This window comes from Phenylobacterium sp. LH3H17, assembly GCF_024298925.1.
Lineage (GTDB): Bacteria > Pseudomonadota > Alphaproteobacteria > Caulobacterales > Caulobacteraceae > Phenylobacterium.
Genome location: NZ_CP101283.1, coordinates 1,626,064 through 1,646,491, shown reverse-complemented (window position 1 = coordinate 1,646,491; position 20,428 = coordinate 1,626,064). Strand labels below are relative to the sequence as shown.

Below are 20,428 nucleotides of genomic sequence, written 5' to 3'. Positions count from 1 at the left end.
GCGCCCTCAAGTGACCGAAGCCGGCGCATCGGCGCCTTGACCTCTGTCAACGGGCTCCTCCAGGGCCGCGCGCAGGCGGCGGATCATGGCGCTGCGGGCCTCGTCCGACCCGGCGAGTTCGATGCGCCCGTCCAGGTCGAGCAGGAAGGCGGCGCGCTGGTTGTGCCAGTCCGGACGCGAGACGGCGGCGGCCGCGAGCCGCGGCTTGCCTTGGGCGTCGGCGGCGGCCTGGCCCTTGAGGATCACGAAGCGCTCGTCCAGCGACGGGATCGCCAGCCGGTCCTCGGCGAAGCCTGCGGCCGCCAGCCGGCCTCTCAGGCCCTCGAGCGCAGGCGGTTCGCCGTGAGCCAGGAACACGGTGCCGCCCACCGGCGCCCGAGCCTGAGCCCAGGCGACGAGCCCATCGGCGTCGGCATGGCCGGAATAGACGTCCAGGGATCGGATTCGCGCGCGGACACGGACATCCTCGCCCTGGATACGCACCCGTTCGGCGCCCTCTTCCAGGATTCGGCCGAGGGTGCCGACGGCCTGATAGCCGGACAGCAGCACCGTGGCCTGGCGCTGCCACAGGAGTCGTTTCAGGTGCTTGCGGACGCGGCCGGCGTCACACATGCCGCTGGCCGCCAGGATGATGTGCCAGCCCTTGAGGCGTTCGAGGCGGTCGCTCTCCCAGGGCTCGCGCAGGAACTTCAGCCGGTCGTTGGCGTAGAGGCCCTGGAACGGGTTGACGTCGGTCGCACGATTCCAGCCACGGCGACGGAAGACCTCGGTGGCTTCGATGGCGAGCGGGGAGTCCAGGAAGATGTCGGCCTCCGGCGCATGGCCGTCGGCCATGATCGCCAGGATATCGGCCAGCAGTTCCTGGGAGCGTTCCACGGCAAAGGCCGGAATCAGCAGCGGGCCGCCCGCCTCGTGAGCGTCGTTGAGTTCCTGCGCCAGCATCTTGCGGCGCGTGGCTGGATCAACGAGCAGGCGGGGCCGGTCGCCGTAGGTCGACTCCAGAACCAGGTGATCGACCCCGGCCGGCCCTTCCGGGTCGGCTGAATAGTCCCGGCCGCCGGGGCCGATATCGCCGGAGAACAGGATGGAGACGGGACCTTCCTCGGTCTCGACGCACACCTCGATGGAGGCCGCGCCCAGGATGTGGCCCGCCTCCCAATAGGTCGCGGTCACGCCGGGCGCCACGACGACGCTTTCGCCAAGCTTCACCCGCTCGAACAGTTCGGTCGTCCGCACGGCGTCGCGCACGGTGTAGATCGGCTCGACCTGGTCGCGACCGCGTCGCTGGTTGCGGCGGTTGAGCTGGCGGACCTCGCTTTCCTGAATGCTGCCCGCGTCGGGCAACATCACGCCGCACAGGTCGCGGGTCGCCGCCGTGGCGAAGATCGGCCCCTCGAACCCCGCCTTCATCAGCTTGGGCAGCAGGCCCGAGTGATCGATATGGGCGTGGGTCAGCAGGACGGCGTCGATCTTCGACGCTTCGAAGGGAAATGGCTCGTAGTTGAGCGCCTTGAGGGTCTTCGACCCCTGGAACATGCCGCAGTCGATAAGCAGGGTGGCGCGCCCGGTCTCGAGACGGGCGCAAAAGCCGGTCACACATCCCGCCGCGCCGTGGAAGGTGAGTTTCAGGCTCATGTGGATATCTCCTCGGTGAGCGCGGCCGCCAGGATGGGCGCCAGCGCCACGGCGTTGCTGGGATGGGGACAGCTGTCGGTCGAGATTATACGGCTGGCGCCGGCCTCGGCGAGGCGTCGCGCCGTCGCCCAGTCGAAGAGCGCGTGGACGACGGCGACCTCCACCCGTTCTGCGCCCTGGGCCAGAGCCAGGCGGACGGCGGCCTCCAGGGTCCCGCCGCTCGAACAGATGTCGTCGATGATGACCGCGCGGCGGCCTTTCAGATCAGCACCGCCGTCCAAGCATAGATCCACCCGGTGATCGCCGTGGCGGGTCTTGCGCAGAGTCATGTGTGGCGCGCCCAGGGCCTCGCCGATCGCCCGCGCCCAGGGCTCGGACTCGCCGTCGGGCCCGATCACCACGGGCGGCGGGTCGGCGCCGATCGCGCGGGCCAGGGGTTCGGCGGCCGACAGCGCCGTGACCTGGGCCGGCGCGAACACCGCCCCGAGGTCGGAGGTCCGATGCAGGTGAGGCTCGACCGTGACGATCCGGTCGAACCGCTCGCCCAGCAGGCGGCCGATCACATCGCGGCTCAAGGCCTGGCCAGGGGCGAAGACCGTGTCCTGGCGCAGGTAGCACATGTAGGGCGCGACCAGGATCAGCCGGGTGGCGCCGCCGCGCCGCCAGGCGTCGCAGGCGAGCATAAGGCTCATGAGCTTGGCGTTGGGCTGGTTGAGCGGGCAATAGGCGATCACGACGCCGGCGAAGGGCGTGACGGTGGGGAGGACCTCGCGATCGGGGAAGACGTGCAGCCTTACGGTCTCCAGCCCCAGCCCCAGGGCGTCGGCGAGCCGCGCCGCGCCGGCCTGATCGGCGGCGAAGGCCTGAACCACAGCGCTCATGGAACGATCCGGTAGCCGTCGTCCTCGGCGGCGGCCTCGCAGGCGAAGGAAAAGTCGGAACGCTCCGAACCGTGGATGCGAAAGAGCGGCTCGCCGCGAGACACCTTCGCCCCGGCTTTTTGCAGCAGGTCCACCCCCGCGCCAGTGTCGGTTGGGGCGCCGGCCAGCCGGGCGATCGAGGCGATCCGCAGGCAGTCGATCTCATTGATGCGACCGGCCTGGGTGGCGCAGACCACGTGAGTCATGGCCCCGATCCCGGCGCTCTTGGGCGAGCGGCCCTGGGCGGCCATGATCTCATCCATCTTGCGCGCGGCGGCGCCTGACGCGAGCAGCTCGCGCGCGCGGCGTTCGCCCTGACCGCCCTGCAGCGCCGGATCGGCCTCGAGCACGCGCCCGGCCAGCATGACCGCCTTCTCGGCCAGGTCGGCCGGGGCCTCGGCCCTGCCCTCCAGGACCGCGCGAACGTCTCGCGCCTCCAGGGCCGGCCCGACCCCGAACCCGATCGGTTGGACCGTATCGGTCAGCAATACCTCGATCCCGAGGCCGAGGCGGCCCGCGACGTGCTCGAAGAGCTTCTTCAGGCGCAGGGCCGCGCGCCGGTCGCGGATCTTGGCGGTCGGCCCGACCGGAACATCGAGGACCAGGTGCGTCGCGCCGGCGGCGAGCTTCTTGGAGAGGATCGACGCGACGATCTGTTCGGGCGTGTCGATGGACAGCGACCGTTCCACCGCGATCAGCACGTCGTCGGCCGGCGAAAGGTTCACCCGCCCGCCCCAGACGACGCAGGCGCCGCAACGCTCCACGACCTCGCGCATCTCGCCCTCGTCCAGATCGACCCGGGCGAGGACCTCCATGGTGTCGGCCGTCCCGGCCGGGGAGGTGATGGCGCGGGAAGATGTCTTGGGCATCCACAGTCCGTGCGCCGCCACGATCGGCGCCACGATCAGCGAGGTGCGGTTTCCCGGAATTCCCCCGATGCAATGCTTGTCGACGATGGTCGGGCGACTCCAGGTCAGCCGACGGCCCGCCAGGACCATGGCCTCCGTCAGCGAGAGGACCTCGTCGGCGGTCATGAAGCTGGCGCAGCTGATCAGGAAGGCGGCCACCTCGATGTCGGACCAGCGGTGGTCGGCAAGGTCCCGCGCGATGGCCCGGTATTGCGCGTCCGTAAGCACATCGCCCGCCACCTTCGCGGCCACCGCGCCCAGGGTGCGCGACGGCGGCGCTGGGGTGACCTGGACCAAGGCTCCGGCCGCGGCGCCCAACCGGCGCAGCAGCGGCTGGGGCAGGCCGACCTCGTCGCGCCCGACCAGACCCCCGTCCTCGCAGATCATGCAGGTGGCCAGCAGCCGACGGCCATCAAGCGCAATCTCGACCTTTCGCACCCCGGCGAGGCGTTCCGGCCGCACGGCCGTGCAGCCGCGCGCCAGCACCACGACATTCTCGCGTACCGTGTCGAGGGGCAGCGGGCGCACTCGCAGCCCGGTCTGGGTCGGCCCCTCGGCCCCTGGCGACGGCTCAGCGCGAGTCAATGGGCGATCCGCGCCGCTTGCAGCGCGTCGCGCAGCACTTCCTCGGCGAGACTCGACTTGTCGCGCGGGGCGTCGACCTCGATGCGACGCGCGGTCTTGGGATCGAGCTCAGCGCGCAGCACCCCCAGCGCGCGGGCAGGCGCCAGCAGCACAAGGCGCTCGAACCGTCCCGCCTCGGCCGCGGCGTCGAGAACCTGGGCGACGCGCGTCAGGAACCGGCGTTCCTGGATTTGAGTCAGTGGCTTGTCCCCGCCGCCGAAGCCCGCGCGATCACGCACCGTGGCCCTATGGGCGTGAGCGTCCGGGCGGTCCTGGCTCTCGGCGTCGATGGAATATTGCGGCAAGGGATGCAGCGGCCCGCCGTGCATCCGCTCCTCGAACACCCGCGCTTGGCGTCCGTCGGCAGCGACAACCCAGGTGGTGACCTCTTCCATCATGGGAACCTCCATACTTGAGGCGACGATGAAGACCCACCGTCAGGCACGCTGTGACGACGATCAATCCCAGGCGCGATGATTTGGGCTCCTATCAAGGCGCTCGAACGCAGGAGACCGGACCATGAGGCACGCTGTCATCATCGCCCACCCAAATCCGAAGAGCTTCACCCACAGCGTCGCGCGAGCCTACAGCGCCGCGATCGCGAGCCAGGGCGATGAGGCGGTCGAGCGCGACCTCTACGCCATGGACTTCGACCCCTGTCTGAAACGGGAGGAGATCCCCACCGGAGAAGGCTATCAAATCGCGCCGGACGCCGCGGCCGAACGCTTGGCGTTGGCCGACATCGATGTCTTCGCCTTCTTCTATCCGTGGTGGTTCAATGCGCCGCCCGCGATCCTGAAGGGCTATGTGGACCGGATATTCAGCACCGGATTCGGCTATCGACCCAGCTTCGGCGGGACGGAGCCCATGCTGACCGGCCGCAAGCTGATCAGCTTCAGTTCCTCCGGCGCGCCGGACCGTTGGGTGCAGCAGACCGGAGCCCTGAGCAACCTGATGACCGTGTTCGATCGCCACCTGGCGGCGGTATGCGGCCTGCAGGTTGTCGATCACCTCCATCTGGGAGGCGTCATCCCCGACATCACCCCTGAGTCGGTCGAAGACATGCTCGAACAGGTGCGGGCCGCCGTCGGCCGTGCGTTCCCGCAAGTCGGCGCCACGGCCTCCGTATGACTACTTAGGGGGCGCTGCTTAGGGAGCGTTCCCGAATTTCGAGCCGCCCGCCTGAGGCCTAGCCATAGGTCAACAGGAGGCTCGCCATGACCTACATCCAATCCTTCGATGACACCCGCGCCAACCCCGTCGCCGCCGAGGCCGGTCCGGACGACCTGATGTCGCGCATCGGCGTGCGGATGACCTTCGCCAAGGATGAGGAGATTTACGGTCAAGGCGAGAACGCCGACCTGATCTACCGCGTGATCAGCGGAACGGTGCGCACGTCGCGGTTCATGGCCGACGGACGCCGGCCGATCGGCGACTTCTACTATGCAGGCGACCTTTTCGGCCTGGAGACCGCCGGCGAACACGCCATGGCCGCCGAGGCGCTCAGCGACTGCACGATCCTGGTGGCCAACCGCCAGGCCCTACGCGCCGCCGGTGGAGAGGACGAGCTGAAGCGCCTTATCTGGGAAGCGACCGTTCGCGACCTGGAAAGCGCCCGCCAGCATCTGACGCTGCTGGTGCGAAAGACCGCCTGCGAGCGGGTCGCGAGTTTCCTGTTGGGCCTGGCCAATCGCCGCCGGGGCGGCCACGTGGAACTCGCCATGGGCAGGCAGGACACAGCCGACTATCTCGGCCTTACCATTGAGACCGTCTCGCGGATGATCACCCAGCTCCAGGCCGCCAAGGTCGTGGAATTCAAGGGCAGCCGACTGTTCCGGATCTGCGACGCCGAAGCCCTGCACGCGATGGCTGCGGGTTGACCGACCTGCCGGCGGCGGAGAAGCATGGGCTGCCCGCAGGTTGCGGACCGACGAAGAAGGCGAAGACCATGGAAGACCGCAAGCTCAAGGAACGCGTCGAGCGCGAGCTCGAGTGGGATCCGGCCATCGACGCCAGCCGCGTGGGCGTGACCGTCAAGGACGGCATCGTCACCCTGACCGGGCATGTCCCCGACTATGTTCAGCGCATCGTCGCCGAGCGGGCGGTTAAGCGCGTCAAGGGCTTCCGCGGCCTGGCCCAGGATCTCGAGGTTCGCCCCGCCGAGGGGGCCGGCGCGCCCGACGACGAGGTCGCCGCCTGCGCGCTCCGAACCCTCGACTGGAACGTTTCGGTCCCGAAGAATGCCGTACAGATCCGCGTCGATGAGGGCCACATCATCCTCGCCGGCGAGGTGGACTACGAATACCAGCGCAAGGCCGCCGAGGAGTGCCTGTTGGGCCTGCGCGGCGTCGTGCGGCTGACCAACCACGTGACCGTCAGACCCCGCGGGTTGGCGCCGGACCTGAAGCATCGCATCGAAGAGGCGCTGGAACGGCAAGCTCACCTCGACGCCGGCAAGATCGTGGTCCTGGTTCAGGACGGAAAGGTCCGCCTTGAGGGCGCCGTCCGCGCCGCCTATCAGCGTGACATCGCCAGGGCCGCCGTCCTGGCCGCGCCCGGCGTCACCGCCGTCGACGACCACATCGAGATCGGCGCCTGAGGCGCGACCCGGCCGCCCGCGATGCGGGCCGGTCCTCCAGGGAGGCATCCGTGACCTTTACGAGCATACTCGTCCATGCCGAGCCCGATGCCGCGGCCTCGCCGCGCCTGGCCTGCGCGGCCGCCATCGCCGAACGCTTCGACGCCCTGCTGATGGGGGTGGGCGCCGAACTCATACAATCGACCGCCGTTGCAGACCCCTTCGGCATTCTGGCCATGGAATGGCTGGGCGTGTTGCGCCAGCAACTCGAAGACAATCTGAAGGCAGCCGAACAGACCTTTCACCAGCATGCCGGAAGTCTGCGGACCGACTGGCGCACTCTCTATCAGCCGCCGACGGAGGCCCTGTGCGACACCGCGCGGGGCGCGGACCTGATCGTGGCGGGCGGCGCGCCCCTGACGGGCGCCGACTACTGGCGACAGGCCGATACCGCGGAACTCGCCATCCGCGCCGGCCGCCCCGTCCTCGTGGCGCCCCCAACTCTCCGGACCTTCCGCGGCGACCGCATCCTCGTGGCCTGGAAGGACACCCGCGAAGCGCGGCGCGCGCTCGCTGACGCCCTGCCGTTCCTGAAGCGCGCCGAGGCCGTCGTGGTCATGGAAGTCTGCGCGGAGGACCGGGTCGAAGCCGCGGAAATGCACACCTCCGAAGTGGTGGCCCACCTCAAGCGCCATGGCGTGGAGGCCAGCGCCAAGATCGAGGTCGAGGCCGACGACCGCGCGTGCGCCGCGATAAACATCCAGGCCCAGGCGATGGCGGCCGACCTTATCGTAGCCGGTTGCTACGGCCACAGTCGGATGCGCGAGTGGGTGTTGGGCGGTGTGAGCCGCGGCCTGATCCACGCCCCGGAGCGGTTCGTGCTCCTGAGCCACTAGTCCGTCCTCGGGCCGGCGCAATGACTACCCGAAACCTCGACGCCCTGTTCCATCCTGGGGTCATCGCTCTGATCGGAGCCAGCAATTCGCCAGGCTCTGTGGGCCAGGTGCTGTCGCGGAACCTGTTGGAAAGCGGCTTCGCCGGGCCGGTGCTGCCGGTCGCCCTGAACGCCTCCGCGATCCGCTCGGCCGTCGCCTATCGGTCCGTCGCCGAGCTGCCGCTGACGCCGGATCTGGCGGTCATCGCCACCCCGGCGCCCACGGTTCCCGGCCTGATCGCCGAACTTGGCGCGCGCGGGTGCCGGGCCGCGGTGGTGATCAGCGCTGGCCTCGACGCCTCCCTTCGCCAAGCCATGCTGGACGCCGCCCGGCCGCATCTCCTGCGGATCGTGGGGCCCAACTGCCTCGGCTTCATCTCGCCGATGGTCGGGATCAATGCGAGCTTCGCCCACCTGACCCCGGCCGCCGGCGGACTGGCCTTGATCTCGCAGTCCGGCGCGGTGGCCGCCGCCGCCCTCGACTGGGCCCACGGCCGCGGAATCGGCTTTTCCCACATCCTGAGCATCGGCGACGCCGCCGACGTCGATGTCGGCGATCTCCTCGACTATCTCGCGCTCGATCCCGACACCAAGGCGATCCTGCTCTACGTCGAGAGCCTGGCCGACGCCCGGAAGTTCATGACCGCGGGCCGCATCGCCGCCCGCGCCAAGCCGGTGGTGGTCGTCAAGGCCGGCCGCAGCGCTTCGGGCGCCAAGGCGGCGTTCTCGCATACCGGCGCGCTGGCGGGATCGGACCTGGTCTACGACGCGGCCTTCCGGCGAGCGGGGATGCTTCGCGTCGACGACCTGCGCGAACTCTTCGACGCGGTCGCGGCCCTGGGCGCGGGCTTGAAGGTGACGGGGGACCGGCTCGCGATCCTGACCAATGGCGGCGGCGCGGGCGTCATGGCCGCCGACGCGCTGGAGGCCCGCGGCGGCCGGCTGGCCGAGCTGTCGCCCGCCACCCTCGAAGCGCTGAACGCCGCCGCGCCGGCCAACTGGTCGCACGCCAACCCGGTGGACATCCTCGGCGACGCGCGAGCGTCGGCCTATGGCCGCGCGCTTGAGGCCTTGTTGGCCGAACCCACCGCCGACGCCATCCTGGTGATGAACTGTCCCACCGCCGTGGGCGACAGCACCGAGGCCGCCGACGCAGTAATCGAGACCCTGGGCGCCGACCGCTCGCATCGGCCTGTACTCAGCGCCTGGCTGGGCCAGACGGCCGTGGCGGAAGGCCGCCGACGGCTCTCCGCAGCCGGCGTGCCAGCCCACGAAACGCCCGACGAGGCCGTGCGCACCTTCATGCAGCTGGTGGAGCATCGCAAGAACCAGCAGGCCCTGTTGCGCACGCCGGCCGCGCCGGCGGGGCCGGCGGGGCCGGCGTGCGACCAGTCGGCGGCCCGCGCGGTCATCGACCAGGCCCGCGCCGAGGGCCGCACCGCACTCACCGACCCCGAGGCCCGAGCGATCCTGCAAGCGTACGGCGTACCGGTCCTGCAGAGCGTGCAGGCCGAGGACCCCACCGCCGCCGCCGCCGCCGCGGCGACCATCGCCGGGCCCGTGGCCCTGAAGATTCTGTCCCCCGACATCAGCCACAAGTCCGATGTGGGCGGCGTCGCCCTCGGCCTTAAAGGTCCGGCCGCGACGGAGGCCGAGGCCCGGGCGATGCTGGCGCGGGTCGCGGCGGCCCGACCCGAGGCGCGCATCCAAGGCTTCGTCGTCGAGCCCATGGCGCACCGTCCGAAGGCGCTCGAGCTGCTCGCCGGCGTGGCCCAGGACGCCGCCTTCGGGCCGGTCATCGTCTTCGGTGCGGGCGGGATCGCCGTGGAGGTGGTCGCCGACCGCATAATCGGCCTGCCGCCGCTCGACGAGGTTCTGGCCAAGGACATGATCGCGCGCACGCGGATTTCACGCCTGCTGGCGGGCTATCGCGATCGCGCGCCCGCGAACCTGGACGCCATCGCCGACGTGCTGGCGCGGCTATCGCGGCTGGTGGTCGATCTGCCGGAGATCGCCGAGCTCGACATCAACCCCCTGCTCGCCGACGCCGAAGGGGTGCTGGCGTTGGACGCGCGCGTGGGACTGCGGCCGGTCGGCGCCAAGCCGGCGCGGACCGCGATCCTTCCCTACCCCGACCACCTACGCCGCGAACTGACCGTGGGCGGCGAGGTCCTCATCGTGAGACCGGTGCGACCCCAGGACGGACCGGGCCTGGCGCAGATGGTGGCGATGAGCGCGCCGGAGGATGTCCGGCTGCGCTTCCGCTCCGGTCTCCGGACCCTGCCCCACGGCTGGCCTGAGCGGCTCTCGCAGATCGACTATGACCGGGAGATGGCTCTGGTGGCCGAGGCGCCCGACGGCCTGATCCTCGGTGTCGCTCGCCTGGTGGGCGATCCCGAGGGCGAGACGGCGGAGTTCGCGCTCATGGTGCGCAGCGACCGCCAGGACCATGGCCTGGGCCGCCTGCTGCTCGACGCCCTACTGGAGCATGCGGAGGCGCGAGGGCTCCGGGAAATATGGGGCGACGTCGATCGCGACAACGCCCGCATGCTGGCCATGGCCACCGCGTTCGGCTTCGAGCGTCGCGCCGCCGACGGGGATTTCAGCCGCGTTCGGGTGGTGAAGACGCTCGGCGCGCCGGCGCCGGTTCCCGCGCAATCCTGACCTCCGGGATTTTACCTAGGGGCCGCTCCCGAGTTTCGCCTGACGTCCCGTGGCGGTACCTCCCCGCCATCAGATACGTCATTAGTTCGGCGCAAAGGCCTAGGAACAGCATGAGCACGCCCCTTGTAGACACCTCGATCCATCACGCGCCGGCGGGGGTCTCCGACCGTGTCGCCTACGGTTTCGTGAAGCTGCTCCGGTTCTGCGCCGACACGTTCTTCGCCAAACGCTACGGCCACCGCGCCGTGGTTCTGGAGACCGTGGCCGCGGTTCCCGGCATGGTCGGAGCGACGCTCACCCATCTGAAGTGCCTGCGCCGAATGGTGGACGACCATGGCTGGATCAAGACGCTGATGGACGAGGCCGAAAACGAACGCATGCACCTGATGACCTTCATCGAGGTGTGTAAGCCGACCGCGTTCGAGCGCTTCGTGGTCGTGGCCGCCCAGTGGGTCTTCTACCTGTTCTTCTTCGCCCTCTACATCGTGTCGCCCAAGACTGCCCACCGCGTCGTCGGCTACTTCGAGGAGGAGGCGGTGATCAGCTACACCCACTATCTCGCCGAGATCGACGAGGGACGTTCGGAAAACGTCCCCGCTCCCGCCATCGCCCTGCGCTACTGGAACCTTCCCGACACCGCCACCCTGCGTGACGTGGTCCTGGTGGTCCGCGCCGACGAAGCCCACCACCGGGATGTGAACCACGGCTACGCCAACGAGCTCGCGGGGTTGCCGCAAACCGCGACCGCGCCCAGCCCGGCCCATCAGTCGCCGGATCCCGCCTGGAAGGTCGCGGCTTGACCCCGGCGCACGTAGCGTCCCGGGGCGACCTGCCCCGGGTTCTGCTGGTCGATGACGATGCAGCGCTTCGCGCGGCCCTGCAGTTCGCGCTTCAGCTTGACGGCCTGTCGGTGGAGACCTTCGCCAGTGCTGAGGACCTGCTCGAGCGCGCCGACGTGACCGGGGTCGGATGCCTGGTGCTCGACCAGAATCTCCCGGGTATGACCGGCCTCGACCTCCTGGCTGTCCTCCGCCGTGGAGAAGTCACGACACCGGCGCTCCTGATCACGACCCACCCTGCGGCCTCCCTGCGCCGCAGGGCCGAGGCGGCCGACGTCGAGATCGTCGAAAAGCCGTTGATCTCCGACGCGCTGTTGCGCTCCGTTCTCAACCTCGTGGCGGCTCGACGATGACCGGGGCCTGAGCCTCGCGGAGTTCGTTCGATCGACGCGTACCGATGCACCTTGCCGCGGCCGGTCTTGGCGCCTACCAGTTGAGGCCATGAAGGGTCCCGCCAAAGCCGCAAACTCCGCCGCCCAGCGCAACGCGCCGCCGTGGGGGGGATATGCCTTGGCGGTCGCCGTGAGCCTCGCGTCCCTGGCCCTGCGCCTGGCCCTGGAGCCGATTTTCGGGGACCAGGCCGTCTTCCTGATCTTTGTGCCGTCCGTGATCGTCAGCGCCGCGCTGGGCGGCGGGGGGCCGGCCCTGGTCGCGACCGGGGTCGCCCTTGGCGGAATGCTGCTGTTTCGCTGGGGCGATATCCTGGAAGACGCCGCCAGCTTCACCAACGCCACCCTATTCCTGGTGATCGGGGTGGCTATCGGTTTTGGCGGCTGGCGCTACCATCGCGGCCGGCGCGAGAACGCTGAAGCCCTGGCCCATCTCGAGGACCGCGAGGCGCACCTGCGCTCGATCCTCGCCACGGTGCCCGACGCCATGGTGGTCATCGACGAGCACGGGATCATGCAGTCCTTCAGCGCCACGGCCGAGCGGCTGTTCGGCTGGACGCCCGGCGAGGCGATCGGGCGGAATGTCTCAATGCTGATGCCGTCGCCCTATCGCGACGGCCACGATGGCTACATCGCCCGGTATCTCAAGACCGGCGAGCGCCGGATCATCGGCATCGGCCGCGTGGTGGTGGGCGAGCGGCGCGACGGATCGACCTTTCCCATGGAGCTCTCCGTGGGTGAGATGGCCACGACGCCCCGGTTCTTCACCGGGTTTGTCCGTGATCTCAGCGAACGGCAGGCGACGGAACGGCGGCTGCAGGACGTGCAGTCGGAACTCGTCCATGTCTCGCGCCTCACCGCCATGGGCGAGATGGCCTCAGCCCTGGCGCACGAGCTCAACCAGCCGCTGTCGGCCATCGCCAACTATGTGAAGGGTTCGGTGCGCCTGCTGGAGGCGGAGAATCCCAATCGCACCATGATCCGCGACGCGCTGGCCAGCGCCGGCGACCAGACCTTGCGAGCCGGCCAGATCATCCGACGCCTCCGGGACTTCGTCTCCAAGGGCGAGGCGGAACCGCGCATCGAGAGCCTGCCCAAGCTGCTCGAGGAGGCCGGCGCCCTGGCCATGATCGGGGCCAAGGAGCGCGGCGTTCGGCTTCAGTACCGCATCCATCCGCATGTAGAGCTGGTCCTGGCCGACAAGGTTCAGGTCCAGCAGGTCGTGCTGAACCTGATGCGCAACGCCATCGACGCCATGGAAGATGCGCCACGGCGGGACCTCACGGTCTCCGCTCTTCCGGCCAAGGATGGCTTGGTCGAGATCGCGGTCGCCGATTCCGGATCCGGCATCAGCCCCGAGGTCGCCGAACAGCTCTTCCAGCCCTTCTTCACCACCAAGGCGCAGGGCATGGGGGTCGGGCTGTCGATTTCGCGTACAATCATCGAAGCGCATGGGGGCCGAATCTGGGTCGAGCCCGGCCCCGAGGCCGGATCGGTGTTCCGATTCACGCTGCGCGCCGTGACGGAAGGGGAGCTTGTCGACGGTGACTGAAGCCGTGGTGCATCTGATCGACGACGACGAGGCGGTGCGTGACTCGCTGTCCTTCCTGCTTACGACAGCCGGAATGGTCTCCCGGACCTATGAGTCGGCGGTGACCTTCCTCGAGCAGTTGGCGGACGCGGCTCCCGGCTGCGTGGTCACCGACATCCGCATGCCCGACATGAACGGCCTCGAGCTCGTCCGCCGGCTGAAGGAACGCGGCGCGAGACATCCGATCATCGTGATCACCGGCCACGGCGATGTTCCGCTCGCCGTCGAGGCGATGAAGGCAGGGGTCGTGGACTTCCTGGAGAAACCCTTCGACGACGAGGCCCTGCTCGGCTCAATCCGGGCGGCGCTGGCGATCGGCGGTCAGGCGACACAGGCGAGCGAGGAACGGCGAAAGTTCGAAGCCATGCTGGCCGCGCTCTCCCCACGCGAGACCGAGGTTCTGAAAGGCGTGCTCGCCGGCAAGCAGAACAAGGTGATCGCCTTCGAGCTCGGCATCAGCGCTCGAACCGTCGAAGTCTATCGCGCCAACGTCATGACCAAGACCTCGGCGGGCAGCCTCTCGGAACTGGTTCGCCTGGCCCTGCTGGCCGGCGGCCTTTGAGGTCCGTCAAAGCGGCGAGCGGCGGAGCGGGTAATCTGAACCCCCAACCGCCATTTCCGCCGACGGGCCATGTTGAACCCGCTCCATCCCAAACCGACGATTCTGCTGGTCGATGACGACGTGGCCCTGTGCGCGGCCTTGAAGTTCAATCTTGAGATCGAGGGCTTCGACGTCCTGACCTGTGAGAGCGGCGAGGCCCTGCTGCTGAGGGACCTTCCGGCCGGTCCGGCCTGCATGGTGCTCGACTACAATCTTCCCGGCATCACCGGCCTGGACGCCCTGGTCCAGCTTCGGCAACGGCAGGTGGACCTCCCGGCGCTGATCATCACCAGCACCCCCTCCCTGAATGTGCGCGCGAGGATTCGCGCGGCAGGTGCGAGTCTCATCGAGAAGCCGCTGCTGGGCGATGGCTTGGTGAGCGGCATCCGCGAGGCCTTGGCCCGCTAGGTTCCCGCCGCGCCGCGCCGCTCCATGGTCGCCAGCCAGCGCCGCCGAGTTCGCGGGCCGGCATCCTCAACGCCGCCGATGAGGTCGTGCCGGATCGGCTTGAAGCCGGACATCCATAGGATGCCCTTCGTGAGGCTTTTCAAACCGTGCGCCCCGAAAACCACTCGGAAGATCATCGCCGGCATGCCCATGGTCACCACCACGCGCGCGGACTTGCCCTTGAGCAGTCCGGTCGGCGGCGTCCCTGGCGGACTCAGGGCCACGCCGTAGCGGAACACCTGCTCCAGGAAACCCTTGAGGAGCGCGGGTGCGCCACCCAGCCACAGCGGATGCAGGATCACCAGGTGGTCCGCCCAGCGAAGTGCTTCCTGCGCCTCGCGCATGGCCGGATGAGCGGCCTCGGACATGAACTCGTCCTTCGTACGCACCAGGGGAAAATCCAGCGCCCCGACGTCGATGCGCCGGATCCGGTGGCCCGCGCTGCTCGCGCCGCGGACATAGGCGTTGGCGAGCGCAGCACAAAGCCGCTCGCCGCGCGGGTCGGGATGTCCGTTGAGAACGAGGATGTTCTTCCCGGCCACTACAGCGCCCTCGAATGCCGCCCCTCCGCCGCCGCGAAGTAGCGGTCGAAGACTGCGCAGATCGTGCGGACCACCAGGCGGCCCGTCTCGGTGACGCGCACCCGGCCGCCGTCGCAGATGACGAGCCCGTCGTGTTCGAAGGGCCGCAGCCGTGCGAGTTCGCGACTCAGTTCGCCGAGCTCCCGGTTGTGCCGCTCGCAGATGTCGAAGAGATCGACCTGGAGATCGCACATCAGCCGTTCGATGATCTCGCCGCGGAAACGGTCCTCTCGGGTCACGGCTACGCCGCGCGCAACCGGCAGCTCGCCCTTGGCGACCAGCTCGCGCCAGCCGAGCTCCGGCGTGACGTTCTGGACGAACCCTTGCGGCAGGCTGCCGATCGCCGAGGCTCCGAGGCCCAGCAGTGTCCCGGCCGCGTCGGCGGTGTAGCCCTGGAAGTTACGGTGCAGGCGGCCTTCGACCTGGGCCCGGGCCAACTCGTCGCTCGGCAGGGCGAAGTGGTCGAGGCCGATCCGGACATAGCCTTCCGCCACGAGCCGCTCGGCGGCGGCCTCGCTCTGGTCGAGCCGCTCGGCGGGACCGGGCAGCGCCGCCTCATGGATGAGCTGCTGATGGGACTTCATCCAGGGCACGTGGGCATAGCCGAACAGGGCCAGCCGCTCAGGGCGCAGGGGCAGCACCTCGTCGAGCGTCGAGAGGGTGTTGGCCACCGTCTGATGCGGCAGGCCGTACATGAGGTCGAGATTGATCGACGCGACGCCAGCCTCGCGCAGCCAGCCCATGCAGCGCGCCACTTCCTCGACGCTTCCCTGGCGGTTCACGGCTTCCTGCACCCGTGGCGACAGATTCTGCACGCCGAGACTCGCCCGATTCAGGCCGTGACCGGCCGCTGCCTGCACCCATTCGCGCGTCAGGCCCGGCGGATCGATTTCGGCGGCGACCTCGAGCCCCGGCTGAAAGCGGAACACCCGCCCAAGGCCGGCGAACAGCACGTCCAACTCGTCGACCGTCAGCATGTTGGGGGTGCCGCCGCCGAGGTGGATGGCGCCGGCGTCGAGCCGACTGGGCAGCGCCGACTCCAGCAGGGCCAGCTCGTCCATCAGATAACCCACATAGTCGGCCACCGGACCGTGGCGGCGCACCGCGCGGGTGTTGCAGCCGCAGTACCAGCACAGGCGCGAGCAGAACGGGATGTGGATGTAGATCGAGACCGGATCGGCGGTCGGCAGGTCGCGCAGCCAAGCCCGATATTCGGCGGCGTCGACGGATGGCGTGAACTGAACCGCGGTCGGGTAGCTGGTGTAGCGCGGGGCGCGGCCGTCGTACTTGGCCACCAGGTCGGCCAGGGCGGGCGCGGGCGAATAGGTTGACTGGACGGTGGTCAAGGGTCGCTCCTGTAACAGGCCGCCAACTTACCGGAATGCCTGTTTCGCGCCGTGATATCGGTCAATCGTCGGTCAGCGGTGCGTCCTTCGGGTCCTTCGCCAGGATGCGCTCGGCGTCGCCGATCGGGTCGTCGTACTGGCCGCTCCTCAGCGTCCATCGGAAGGCGGCGAGGCCGATGAGGGCCAGGAAGACCGAGGCCGGAGCCAGGAAGATCAGGATGTCCATCGCCGCCCGCCTCCGGCGCCCATGCGCAGGGCGTTGAGCGTCACGGCGAGGGAGGAACCCGACATGGCCAAGGCCGCGACGAAGGGGTTGATTAGGCCCGCCATGGCCGCCGGCGCGGCGATCAGGTTGTAGGCCGCCGCGAACCCGAAGTTCTGCAGCGCCCGCCGCCGCGCGGTGCGCGCCGTGTCGAAGGCCGTCACCACCGCATCGAGGCCCTCGCCCGAGAACACCAGGTCCGCCGCGTTCTGGCTGGCGTCGAGTGCCGTGCCCGGCGCCATGGCCGCATGTGCGTTGGCGAGCGCCGCGGTGTCGTTGAGCCCATCACCGACCATCAGCACGCGGCGGCCCTCGGCCGTCCGCTGAGCCACGATCTGCGCCTTCTCGGCCGGGGTGAGGCCGGCGCGCCAGGCGGTCACCCCGACGGCTTCCGCGACGTGTCGAACCGGATCGGTCCCGTCGCCGGACAGGATCTCGACGCTCAGTCCGCGGGCCAACAGGGCCTGGACCGTGGCGCCGGCGTCCGCCCGGAGCTTATCCTGGAAGACGTAGCGGATCCTGGGCTCGCCCTCGATCGCCAGCCAGAGCTCGGTCTCGCCGTGCCCGGCGCCCGTCAGGCCGACGAAGGCGGCCCGGCCCAGGCGGGCCCGGCGACCCCGGATGAAGCCTTCGACACCCTGGCCGGGCGTCTCGATCACCTTGTCGGCTATGATCGTGGGTCCCGCCTCGAGGGCAAGCGCGCGAGCCAACGGATGGGCCGAGGCCCGCGCCAGGGGCGCGGCCAGAGCCACCGCCGCGGGAACCGGATCGACAAGGCGTGGACGCCCTTCGGTCAGGACGCCGGTCTTGTCGAGGATGACATGGTCGATCTCAGCCAGCCGCTCCAGGGCGGCCCCGGACTTCACAAGCACGCCGCGGCGGAAGAGCCGCGCCGAGGCGCTGACCTGCACCGCGGGCACCGCGAGGCCGAGCGCGCAGGGACAGGTGATGATCAGGACGGCGACCGCGCGCAGCAGCGCCTCGCGCGGTCCCATTCCCAGGATCATTCCGCCGGCGAAGGTCAGGGCCGCGGCGCTGTGGACCACGGGCACGTAAAGCGCCGCGGCCTTGTCCGCGAGCTGGACGTAGCGGGAGCGCGACTGCGCGCCGGCTTCCACCAGCCGGGCGATGTCGGCGATGGCGGAGTCCTCGGAGGTGGCCGTGGCCAGCAGGCGCAGGGTCCCCGTGAGGTTAAGCGCCCCAGCCCGGCAGGTGTCGCCGACCCGAGCCAGGACAGGCGCCGTCTCGCCGGTGAGGAGGGCGTTGTCGAGGGACGACTGGCCCGCCTCGATCCGGCCGTCGACCGGAATGCGGTTGCCCGGACGGACGAGAAGCAGATCGCCCGGAACGATGTCGGCGATCGGTCGCCGGTGTTCCTGCCCGTCCCCGCCGATGACGGCGGCGACCGGCGCCTGGAGCGCCAGGATGTCGCCGGCCGCGCTGCGCGCTTTGGCGCGCAGGCGATGATCCAGCCACCGGCCGATGAGCAGCAGGAAGAGCAGCGAAACCGCCGCGTCGAAATAGGTGTCGGCGCCGCCCAGCACGGTCTCGACGAAGCTGATCGCCAGGGTCAGCAGCACGCCGATGGAGATCGGCACGTCCATATTGGCCCGCCGGGCCTTGAGCGAGCGCCAGGCCGAGGTGAAGAACGGCATGCCCGCATAGATCGCGCAGGGCGCGCCGACCGCCGCGCTCATCCACTGCATCATGGTCCGCATCGCCGGACCCAGTTCCTGGCCGAACAGCCCGGCCCAGATCGGCACGGAGAACATCATGGCGTTGCCGGCCCCGAAGGCGGCCACGCCGAGCGCCATGGCCAGGCGGCGCCCCTCGGCGTCGTGCGCCGCGGCGGACTTGGCCGGATCGAAGAGCGTCGCGGGATAGCCCAGGCGATCCAGAGTCTCGATCACCAGGGCCGGGTCGCCGCCAGCATCCGCGAACCCGACCGAAAGCTTGCCGGTCGTGAGGTTCATGCGCGCGGAATCCACGCCGGCGAGCGCCCTCACCTGACCCTCGATCTTTGAGATGCAGCCGGCGCAGCGGGCGCCTTGGACCAACAGATCAAGTCGCTCGCCGCCGCCCTCGTTTGGACGCAGGAAGGCCGAGAAGTCCTGTCTCGGCGTGTAATCGGAGGTCAGGGCCATGTGAGGCGCCGCTCCGCTTCGAAGGGCTGCGCCCCGGTGGTCGTGAACCGAAGGTCCCAGACGCCTGGCGCGGGCGCCGCAGGCGCCGAGTAGCGTCCCGGTGAAACCTCGGTGAACGTGAGAACGATGCGACCGGTCTCGGTCGCCGGCCGCTGCAGGTCGCCCGACAGCGCCAGGCCCCGGATCGGCTGGCCGGTCTGGTCGACCATCTCGACCTCGACCCGACCCTGGGTGGGCGCGGCCAGGGCGCGCCATCCCAGCGCGGACTGGGCTTTCAGCCGGGCGACGGAGCGGTTGTGCCGCAGACCGTCCTCGTAGGGGGTCGCCGAGACCTGGCCCGGGAAGGTGCGATAGGCGTTGACCACGAAGATGGTGTCGACCGCGATCACGATCCCGAAAAAGGCGACGACGGCGATGAGGACATGCCAGCCGGTCACGCGAAAGCCAGCGGAGCGAGGGGCAGCTGTCATGGCGTGTTCGCGGCTCCCGACAGGAAGGTGGTCTCGACGCGCGCCTCGGCTTTCGAGGTTCGGACGACAAAGCTCGCAGGCAGGTTGGGCGCGCTGAGGGCTTGGGGCGGCAGGGTGACGAAAACACGCAGCGCCCGAACCTCGTTGGCCGGCGCTACGACCGTCAGGCTGGCGCCGCTCGAAGCGGCGGCCGGGGTCTTGATCCTGGCGCCCGGCGGGCCGTCGAAGGCGACAATCACGGTCTCATCCTCGAACCCGCGATTGACGATCTTGAGCGTGTAGCCGTTGCGGACCGCACCGTCGTGCAGGCGGACGAACACCGGGTTCCGGTCGCGCAGCACATGGAGGTCGAGGGTGGTCCGGACGCTGAATCCCCAGGCCATGGCGCCCGACACCGCGGCGAGGGCGACGCCGTAGAAGGCGGTCCGCGGGCGCAGCAGCTTGTAGATGGCCGGCCTGCCGGCGGCGCGCGCCTCGACCGCGGCGTCCGTATCGAAGGCGATCAGACCCTTTGGCCGTCCGACCCGATCCATGATCTCGTCGCAGGCGTCGATGCAGAGTCCGCAATTGATGCACTCGAGCTGCGGCCCGTTACGGATGTCGATCCCCATGGGGCAGGCGGTCACGCATTGGGCGCAATCGACGCAGTCGCCCCGGCCCGTCCAGTCGGCGCCTTTCTTGTGCGCGCCGCGCGGTTCGCCTCGATCGTAGCGATAGGTCACCTGCAACGAATGCTCGTCGAGCATCGCGCCCTGGATGCGGGGCCAGGGGCACATGTAGATGCAGACCTGCTCGCGCATGAACCCGGCGAAGACGTAGGTCGTGAAGGTCAACAGGGCGCAGAAGATGTAGCCGGTCAGCGGCCCCTGCCCGATCCAGAACGTGCGGATCAGCGTCGGCGCATCGTGGAAGTAGAAGATCCAGGCGCCGCCTGTGCCGAACGCGATCCCGAGCCAGACCGCATGCTTGCCGATTTTTCGCCAGGCCTTGTTCAGCGACCAGGGCGCCGCATCCAGCCGCATGCGCGCATTGCGGTCGCCCTCGAACAATCGCTCCACGTGGATGAACAGGTCGGTCCAGACCGTCTGGGGACAGGAATAGCCGCACCACAGCCGTCCGAAGAGCGCGTTGCTGAGGAACAGGACCAGGGCTGCGAGCACCAGCAGGCCCGTCAGGAAGTAGACTTCCTGCGGCCAGAGCTGGATCCAGAAGAAATAGAACCGCCGGCCCGCGAAATCGACCAGCACCGCCTGGTCCGGCAGGGTTCCGGGCCGCTCCCAGCGAATCCAGGGCGTCACATAATAGATGGTCAGGGTCGCGATCAGCAGCGCCCACTTGATGGCGCGCCAGCGCCCGTGGACCAGTTTCGGATAGATGGGCTGCCGCGGCTTGTAGAGCCCGGTCACATAGGCCGGTCCCCGCGCCTTGGCCGCCGCCGAGACCGGCGAGGTCCTGGCGGCGGTTGGGCCCGACCGGTCGATCACCACGGTCATCG

Annotated in this window: 20 protein-coding genes; 10 read left to right on the top strand and 10 right to left on the bottom strand. The window is 69.5% G+C overall.

Going from position 1 to position 20,428, the window contains the following annotated elements:
- Positions 1-6: 6 nt before the first annotated feature.
- The 4 genes from M9M90_RS07965 to M9M90_RS07950 are packed head-to-tail and all read right to left on the bottom strand — an operon-like array spanning position 7 to position 4,485.
- Positions 7-1,635, bottom strand: a complete 1,629-nt coding sequence (locus M9M90_RS07965; RefSeq protein ID WP_254836627.1) for an MBL fold metallo-hydrolase — start codon at positions 1,633-1,635, stop codon at positions 7-9.
- Positions 1,632-2,516, bottom strand: coding sequence for a ribose-phosphate diphosphokinase (gene prs, locus M9M90_RS07960; protein WP_254836626.1), 885 nt, complete (start codon positions 2,514-2,516; stop codon positions 1,632-1,634). Before prs ends, M9M90_RS07965 begins: the two co-directional genes overlap by 4 nt.
- Positions 2,513-4,048, bottom strand: a complete 1,536-nt coding sequence (locus tag M9M90_RS07955; RefSeq protein ID WP_254836625.1) for a thymidine phosphorylase family protein — start codon at positions 4,046-4,048, stop codon at positions 2,513-2,515. Before M9M90_RS07955 ends, prs begins: the two co-directional genes overlap by 4 nt.
- Positions 4,045-4,485: a host attachment protein gene (locus M9M90_RS07950; RefSeq protein ID WP_254836624.1), complete on the bottom strand. Its 441-nt coding sequence runs from the start codon at positions 4,483-4,485 to the stop codon at positions 4,045-4,047. Before M9M90_RS07950 ends, M9M90_RS07955 begins: the two co-directional genes overlap by 4 nt.
- Before the next feature lie 121 nt (positions 4,486-4,606).
- On the opposite strand from M9M90_RS07950, the gene M9M90_RS07945 reads away from it, so the two are divergent.
- The 10 genes from M9M90_RS07945 to M9M90_RS07900 all read left to right on the top strand — a co-directional run bounded on the left by M9M90_RS07945 (position 4,607) and on the right by M9M90_RS07900 (position 14,091).
- On the top strand, positions 4,607-5,218 hold the full coding sequence (locus M9M90_RS07945; RefSeq protein WP_254836623.1) for an NAD(P)H-dependent oxidoreductase: 612 nt from the start codon (positions 4,607-4,609) through the stop codon (positions 5,216-5,218).
- 86 nt (positions 5,219-5,304) lie between these two features.
- Positions 5,305-5,967: a helix-turn-helix domain-containing protein gene (locus tag M9M90_RS07940; RefSeq protein ID WP_254836622.1), complete on the top strand. Its 663-nt coding sequence runs from the start codon at positions 5,305-5,307 to the stop codon at positions 5,965-5,967.
- Positions 5,968-6,035: 68 nt separating this feature from the next.
- Positions 6,036-6,686 (top strand): BON domain-containing protein, encoded by a 651-nt coding sequence (locus M9M90_RS07935; protein WP_254836621.1) that lies wholly within the window; start codon positions 6,036-6,038, stop codon positions 6,684-6,686.
- Positions 6,687-6,736: 50 nt separating this feature from the next.
- The gene (locus tag M9M90_RS07930; protein WP_254836620.1) at positions 6,737-7,561 is read left to right on the top strand and encodes a universal stress protein; all 825 of its coding nucleotides are present in this window, start codon (positions 6,737-6,739) and stop codon (positions 7,559-7,561) included.
- Positions 7,562-7,581: 20 nt separating this feature from the next.
- Entirely contained in the window at positions 7,582-10,263 is a 2,682-nt protein-coding gene (locus M9M90_RS07925) for a bifunctional acetate--CoA ligase family protein/GNAT family N-acetyltransferase (RefSeq protein ID WP_254836619.1), read from the top strand.
- Between the two features lie 110 nt (positions 10,264-10,373).
- The gene (locus M9M90_RS07920) at positions 10,374-11,063 is read left to right on the top strand and encodes an alternative oxidase (protein ID WP_254836618.1); all 690 of its coding nucleotides are present in this window, start codon (positions 10,374-10,376) and stop codon (positions 11,061-11,063) included.
- A complete protein-coding gene (locus M9M90_RS07915; protein WP_254836617.1) occupies positions 11,060-11,455 on the top strand; it encodes a response regulator transcription factor in 396 nt (131 codons plus the stop codon). The genes M9M90_RS07920 and M9M90_RS07915 overlap by 4 nt, the downstream gene beginning before the upstream one ends.
- 169 nt (positions 11,456-11,624) lie before the next feature.
- On the top strand, positions 11,625-13,043 hold the full coding sequence (locus M9M90_RS07910; RefSeq protein ID WP_371876910.1) for a PAS domain S-box protein: 1,419 nt from the start codon (positions 11,625-11,627) through the stop codon (positions 13,041-13,043).
- Complete coding sequence (fixJ, locus tag M9M90_RS07905; protein WP_254837092.1) at positions 13,036-13,644, top strand: response regulator FixJ; 609 nt, start codon at positions 13,036-13,038, stop codon at positions 13,642-13,644. Before M9M90_RS07910 ends, fixJ begins: the two co-directional genes overlap by 8 nt.
- Before the next feature lie 69 nt (positions 13,645-13,713).
- A complete protein-coding gene (locus tag M9M90_RS07900) occupies positions 13,714-14,091 on the top strand; it encodes a response regulator transcription factor (RefSeq protein ID WP_254836615.1) in 378 nt (125 codons plus the stop codon).
- Here M9M90_RS07900 and M9M90_RS07895 read toward each other — a convergent pair.
- The 6 genes from M9M90_RS07895 to ccoG form a co-directional block, all read right to left on the bottom strand.
- Complete coding sequence (locus M9M90_RS07895) at positions 14,088-14,672, bottom strand: NAD(P)H-dependent oxidoreductase (RefSeq protein ID WP_254836614.1); 585 nt, start codon at positions 14,670-14,672, stop codon at positions 14,088-14,090. The two genes, M9M90_RS07900 and M9M90_RS07895, sit on opposite strands and share 4 nt — an antisense overlap.
- On the bottom strand, positions 14,672-16,057 hold the full coding sequence (gene hemN, locus M9M90_RS07890) for an oxygen-independent coproporphyrinogen III oxidase (protein WP_254836613.1): 1,386 nt from the start codon (positions 16,055-16,057) through the stop codon (positions 14,672-14,674). Before hemN ends, M9M90_RS07895 begins: the two co-directional genes overlap by 1 nt.
- Positions 16,058-16,118: 61 nt before the next feature.
- On the bottom strand, positions 16,119-16,283 hold the full coding sequence (ccoS, locus tag M9M90_RS07885; RefSeq protein WP_254836612.1) for a cbb3-type cytochrome oxidase assembly protein CcoS: 165 nt from the start codon (positions 16,281-16,283) through the stop codon (positions 16,119-16,121).
- Positions 16,271-18,457, bottom strand: coding sequence for a heavy metal translocating P-type ATPase (locus M9M90_RS07880; protein WP_371876926.1), 2,187 nt, complete (start codon positions 18,455-18,457; stop codon positions 16,271-16,273). Before M9M90_RS07880 ends, ccoS begins: the two co-directional genes overlap by 13 nt.
- Positions 18,454-18,900 (bottom strand): FixH family protein, encoded by a 447-nt coding sequence (locus M9M90_RS07875; protein WP_254836610.1) that lies wholly within the window; start codon positions 18,898-18,900, stop codon positions 18,454-18,456. Before M9M90_RS07875 ends, M9M90_RS07880 begins: the two co-directional genes overlap by 4 nt.
- Positions 18,901-18,929: 29 nt before the next feature.
- Positions 18,930-20,426 carry a cytochrome c oxidase accessory protein CcoG gene (ccoG, locus tag M9M90_RS07870; RefSeq protein ID WP_254836609.1) on the bottom strand — a complete coding sequence of 499 codons (1,497 nt, stop codon included), beginning with the start codon at positions 20,424-20,426 and terminating at the stop codon, positions 18,930-18,932.
- Between the last annotated feature and the right edge of the window lie 2 nt (positions 20,427-20,428).

Excerpts from the sequence above, each read along its gene's own strand:
- M9M90_RS07940 (WP_254836622.1), top strand. The coding sequence starts at position 5,305 with ATGACCTACATCCAATCCTTCGATGACACCCGCGCCAACCCCGTCGCC.
- ccoS (WP_254836612.1), bottom strand. The coding sequence starts at position 16,283 with ATGGACATCCTGATCTTCCTGGCTCCGGCCTCGGTCTTCCTGGCCCTC.
- M9M90_RS07925 (WP_254836619.1), top strand. The coding sequence starts at position 7,582 with ATGACTACCCGAAACCTCGACGCCCTGTTCCATCCTGGGGTCATCGCT.
- M9M90_RS07945 (WP_254836623.1), top strand. The coding sequence starts at position 4,607 with ATGAGGCACGCTGTCATCATCGCCCACCCAAATCCGAAGAGCTTCACC.
- M9M90_RS07950 (WP_254836624.1), bottom strand. The coding sequence starts at position 4,485 with ATGATGGAAGAGGTCACCACCTGGGTTGTCGCTGCCGACGGACGCCAA.
- M9M90_RS07900 (WP_254836615.1), top strand. The coding sequence starts at position 13,714 with ATGTTGAACCCGCTCCATCCCAAACCGACGATTCTGCTGGTCGATGAC.
- prs (WP_254836626.1), bottom strand. The coding sequence starts at position 2,516 with ATGAGCGCTGTGGTTCAGGCCTTCGCCGCCGATCAGGCCGGCGCGGCG.
- ccoG (WP_254836609.1), bottom strand. The coding sequence starts at position 20,426 with ATGACCGTGGTGATCGACCGGTCGGGCCCAACCGCCGCCAGGACCTCG.
- M9M90_RS07965 (WP_254836627.1), bottom strand. The coding sequence starts at position 1,635 with ATGAGCCTGAAACTCACCTTCCACGGCGCGGCGGGATGTGTGACCGGC.
- M9M90_RS07935 (WP_254836621.1), top strand. The coding sequence starts at position 6,036 with ATGGAAGACCGCAAGCTCAAGGAACGCGTCGAGCGCGAGCTCGAGTGG.
- M9M90_RS07920 (WP_254836618.1), top strand. The coding sequence starts at position 10,374 with ATGAGCACGCCCCTTGTAGACACCTCGATCCATCACGCGCCGGCGGGG.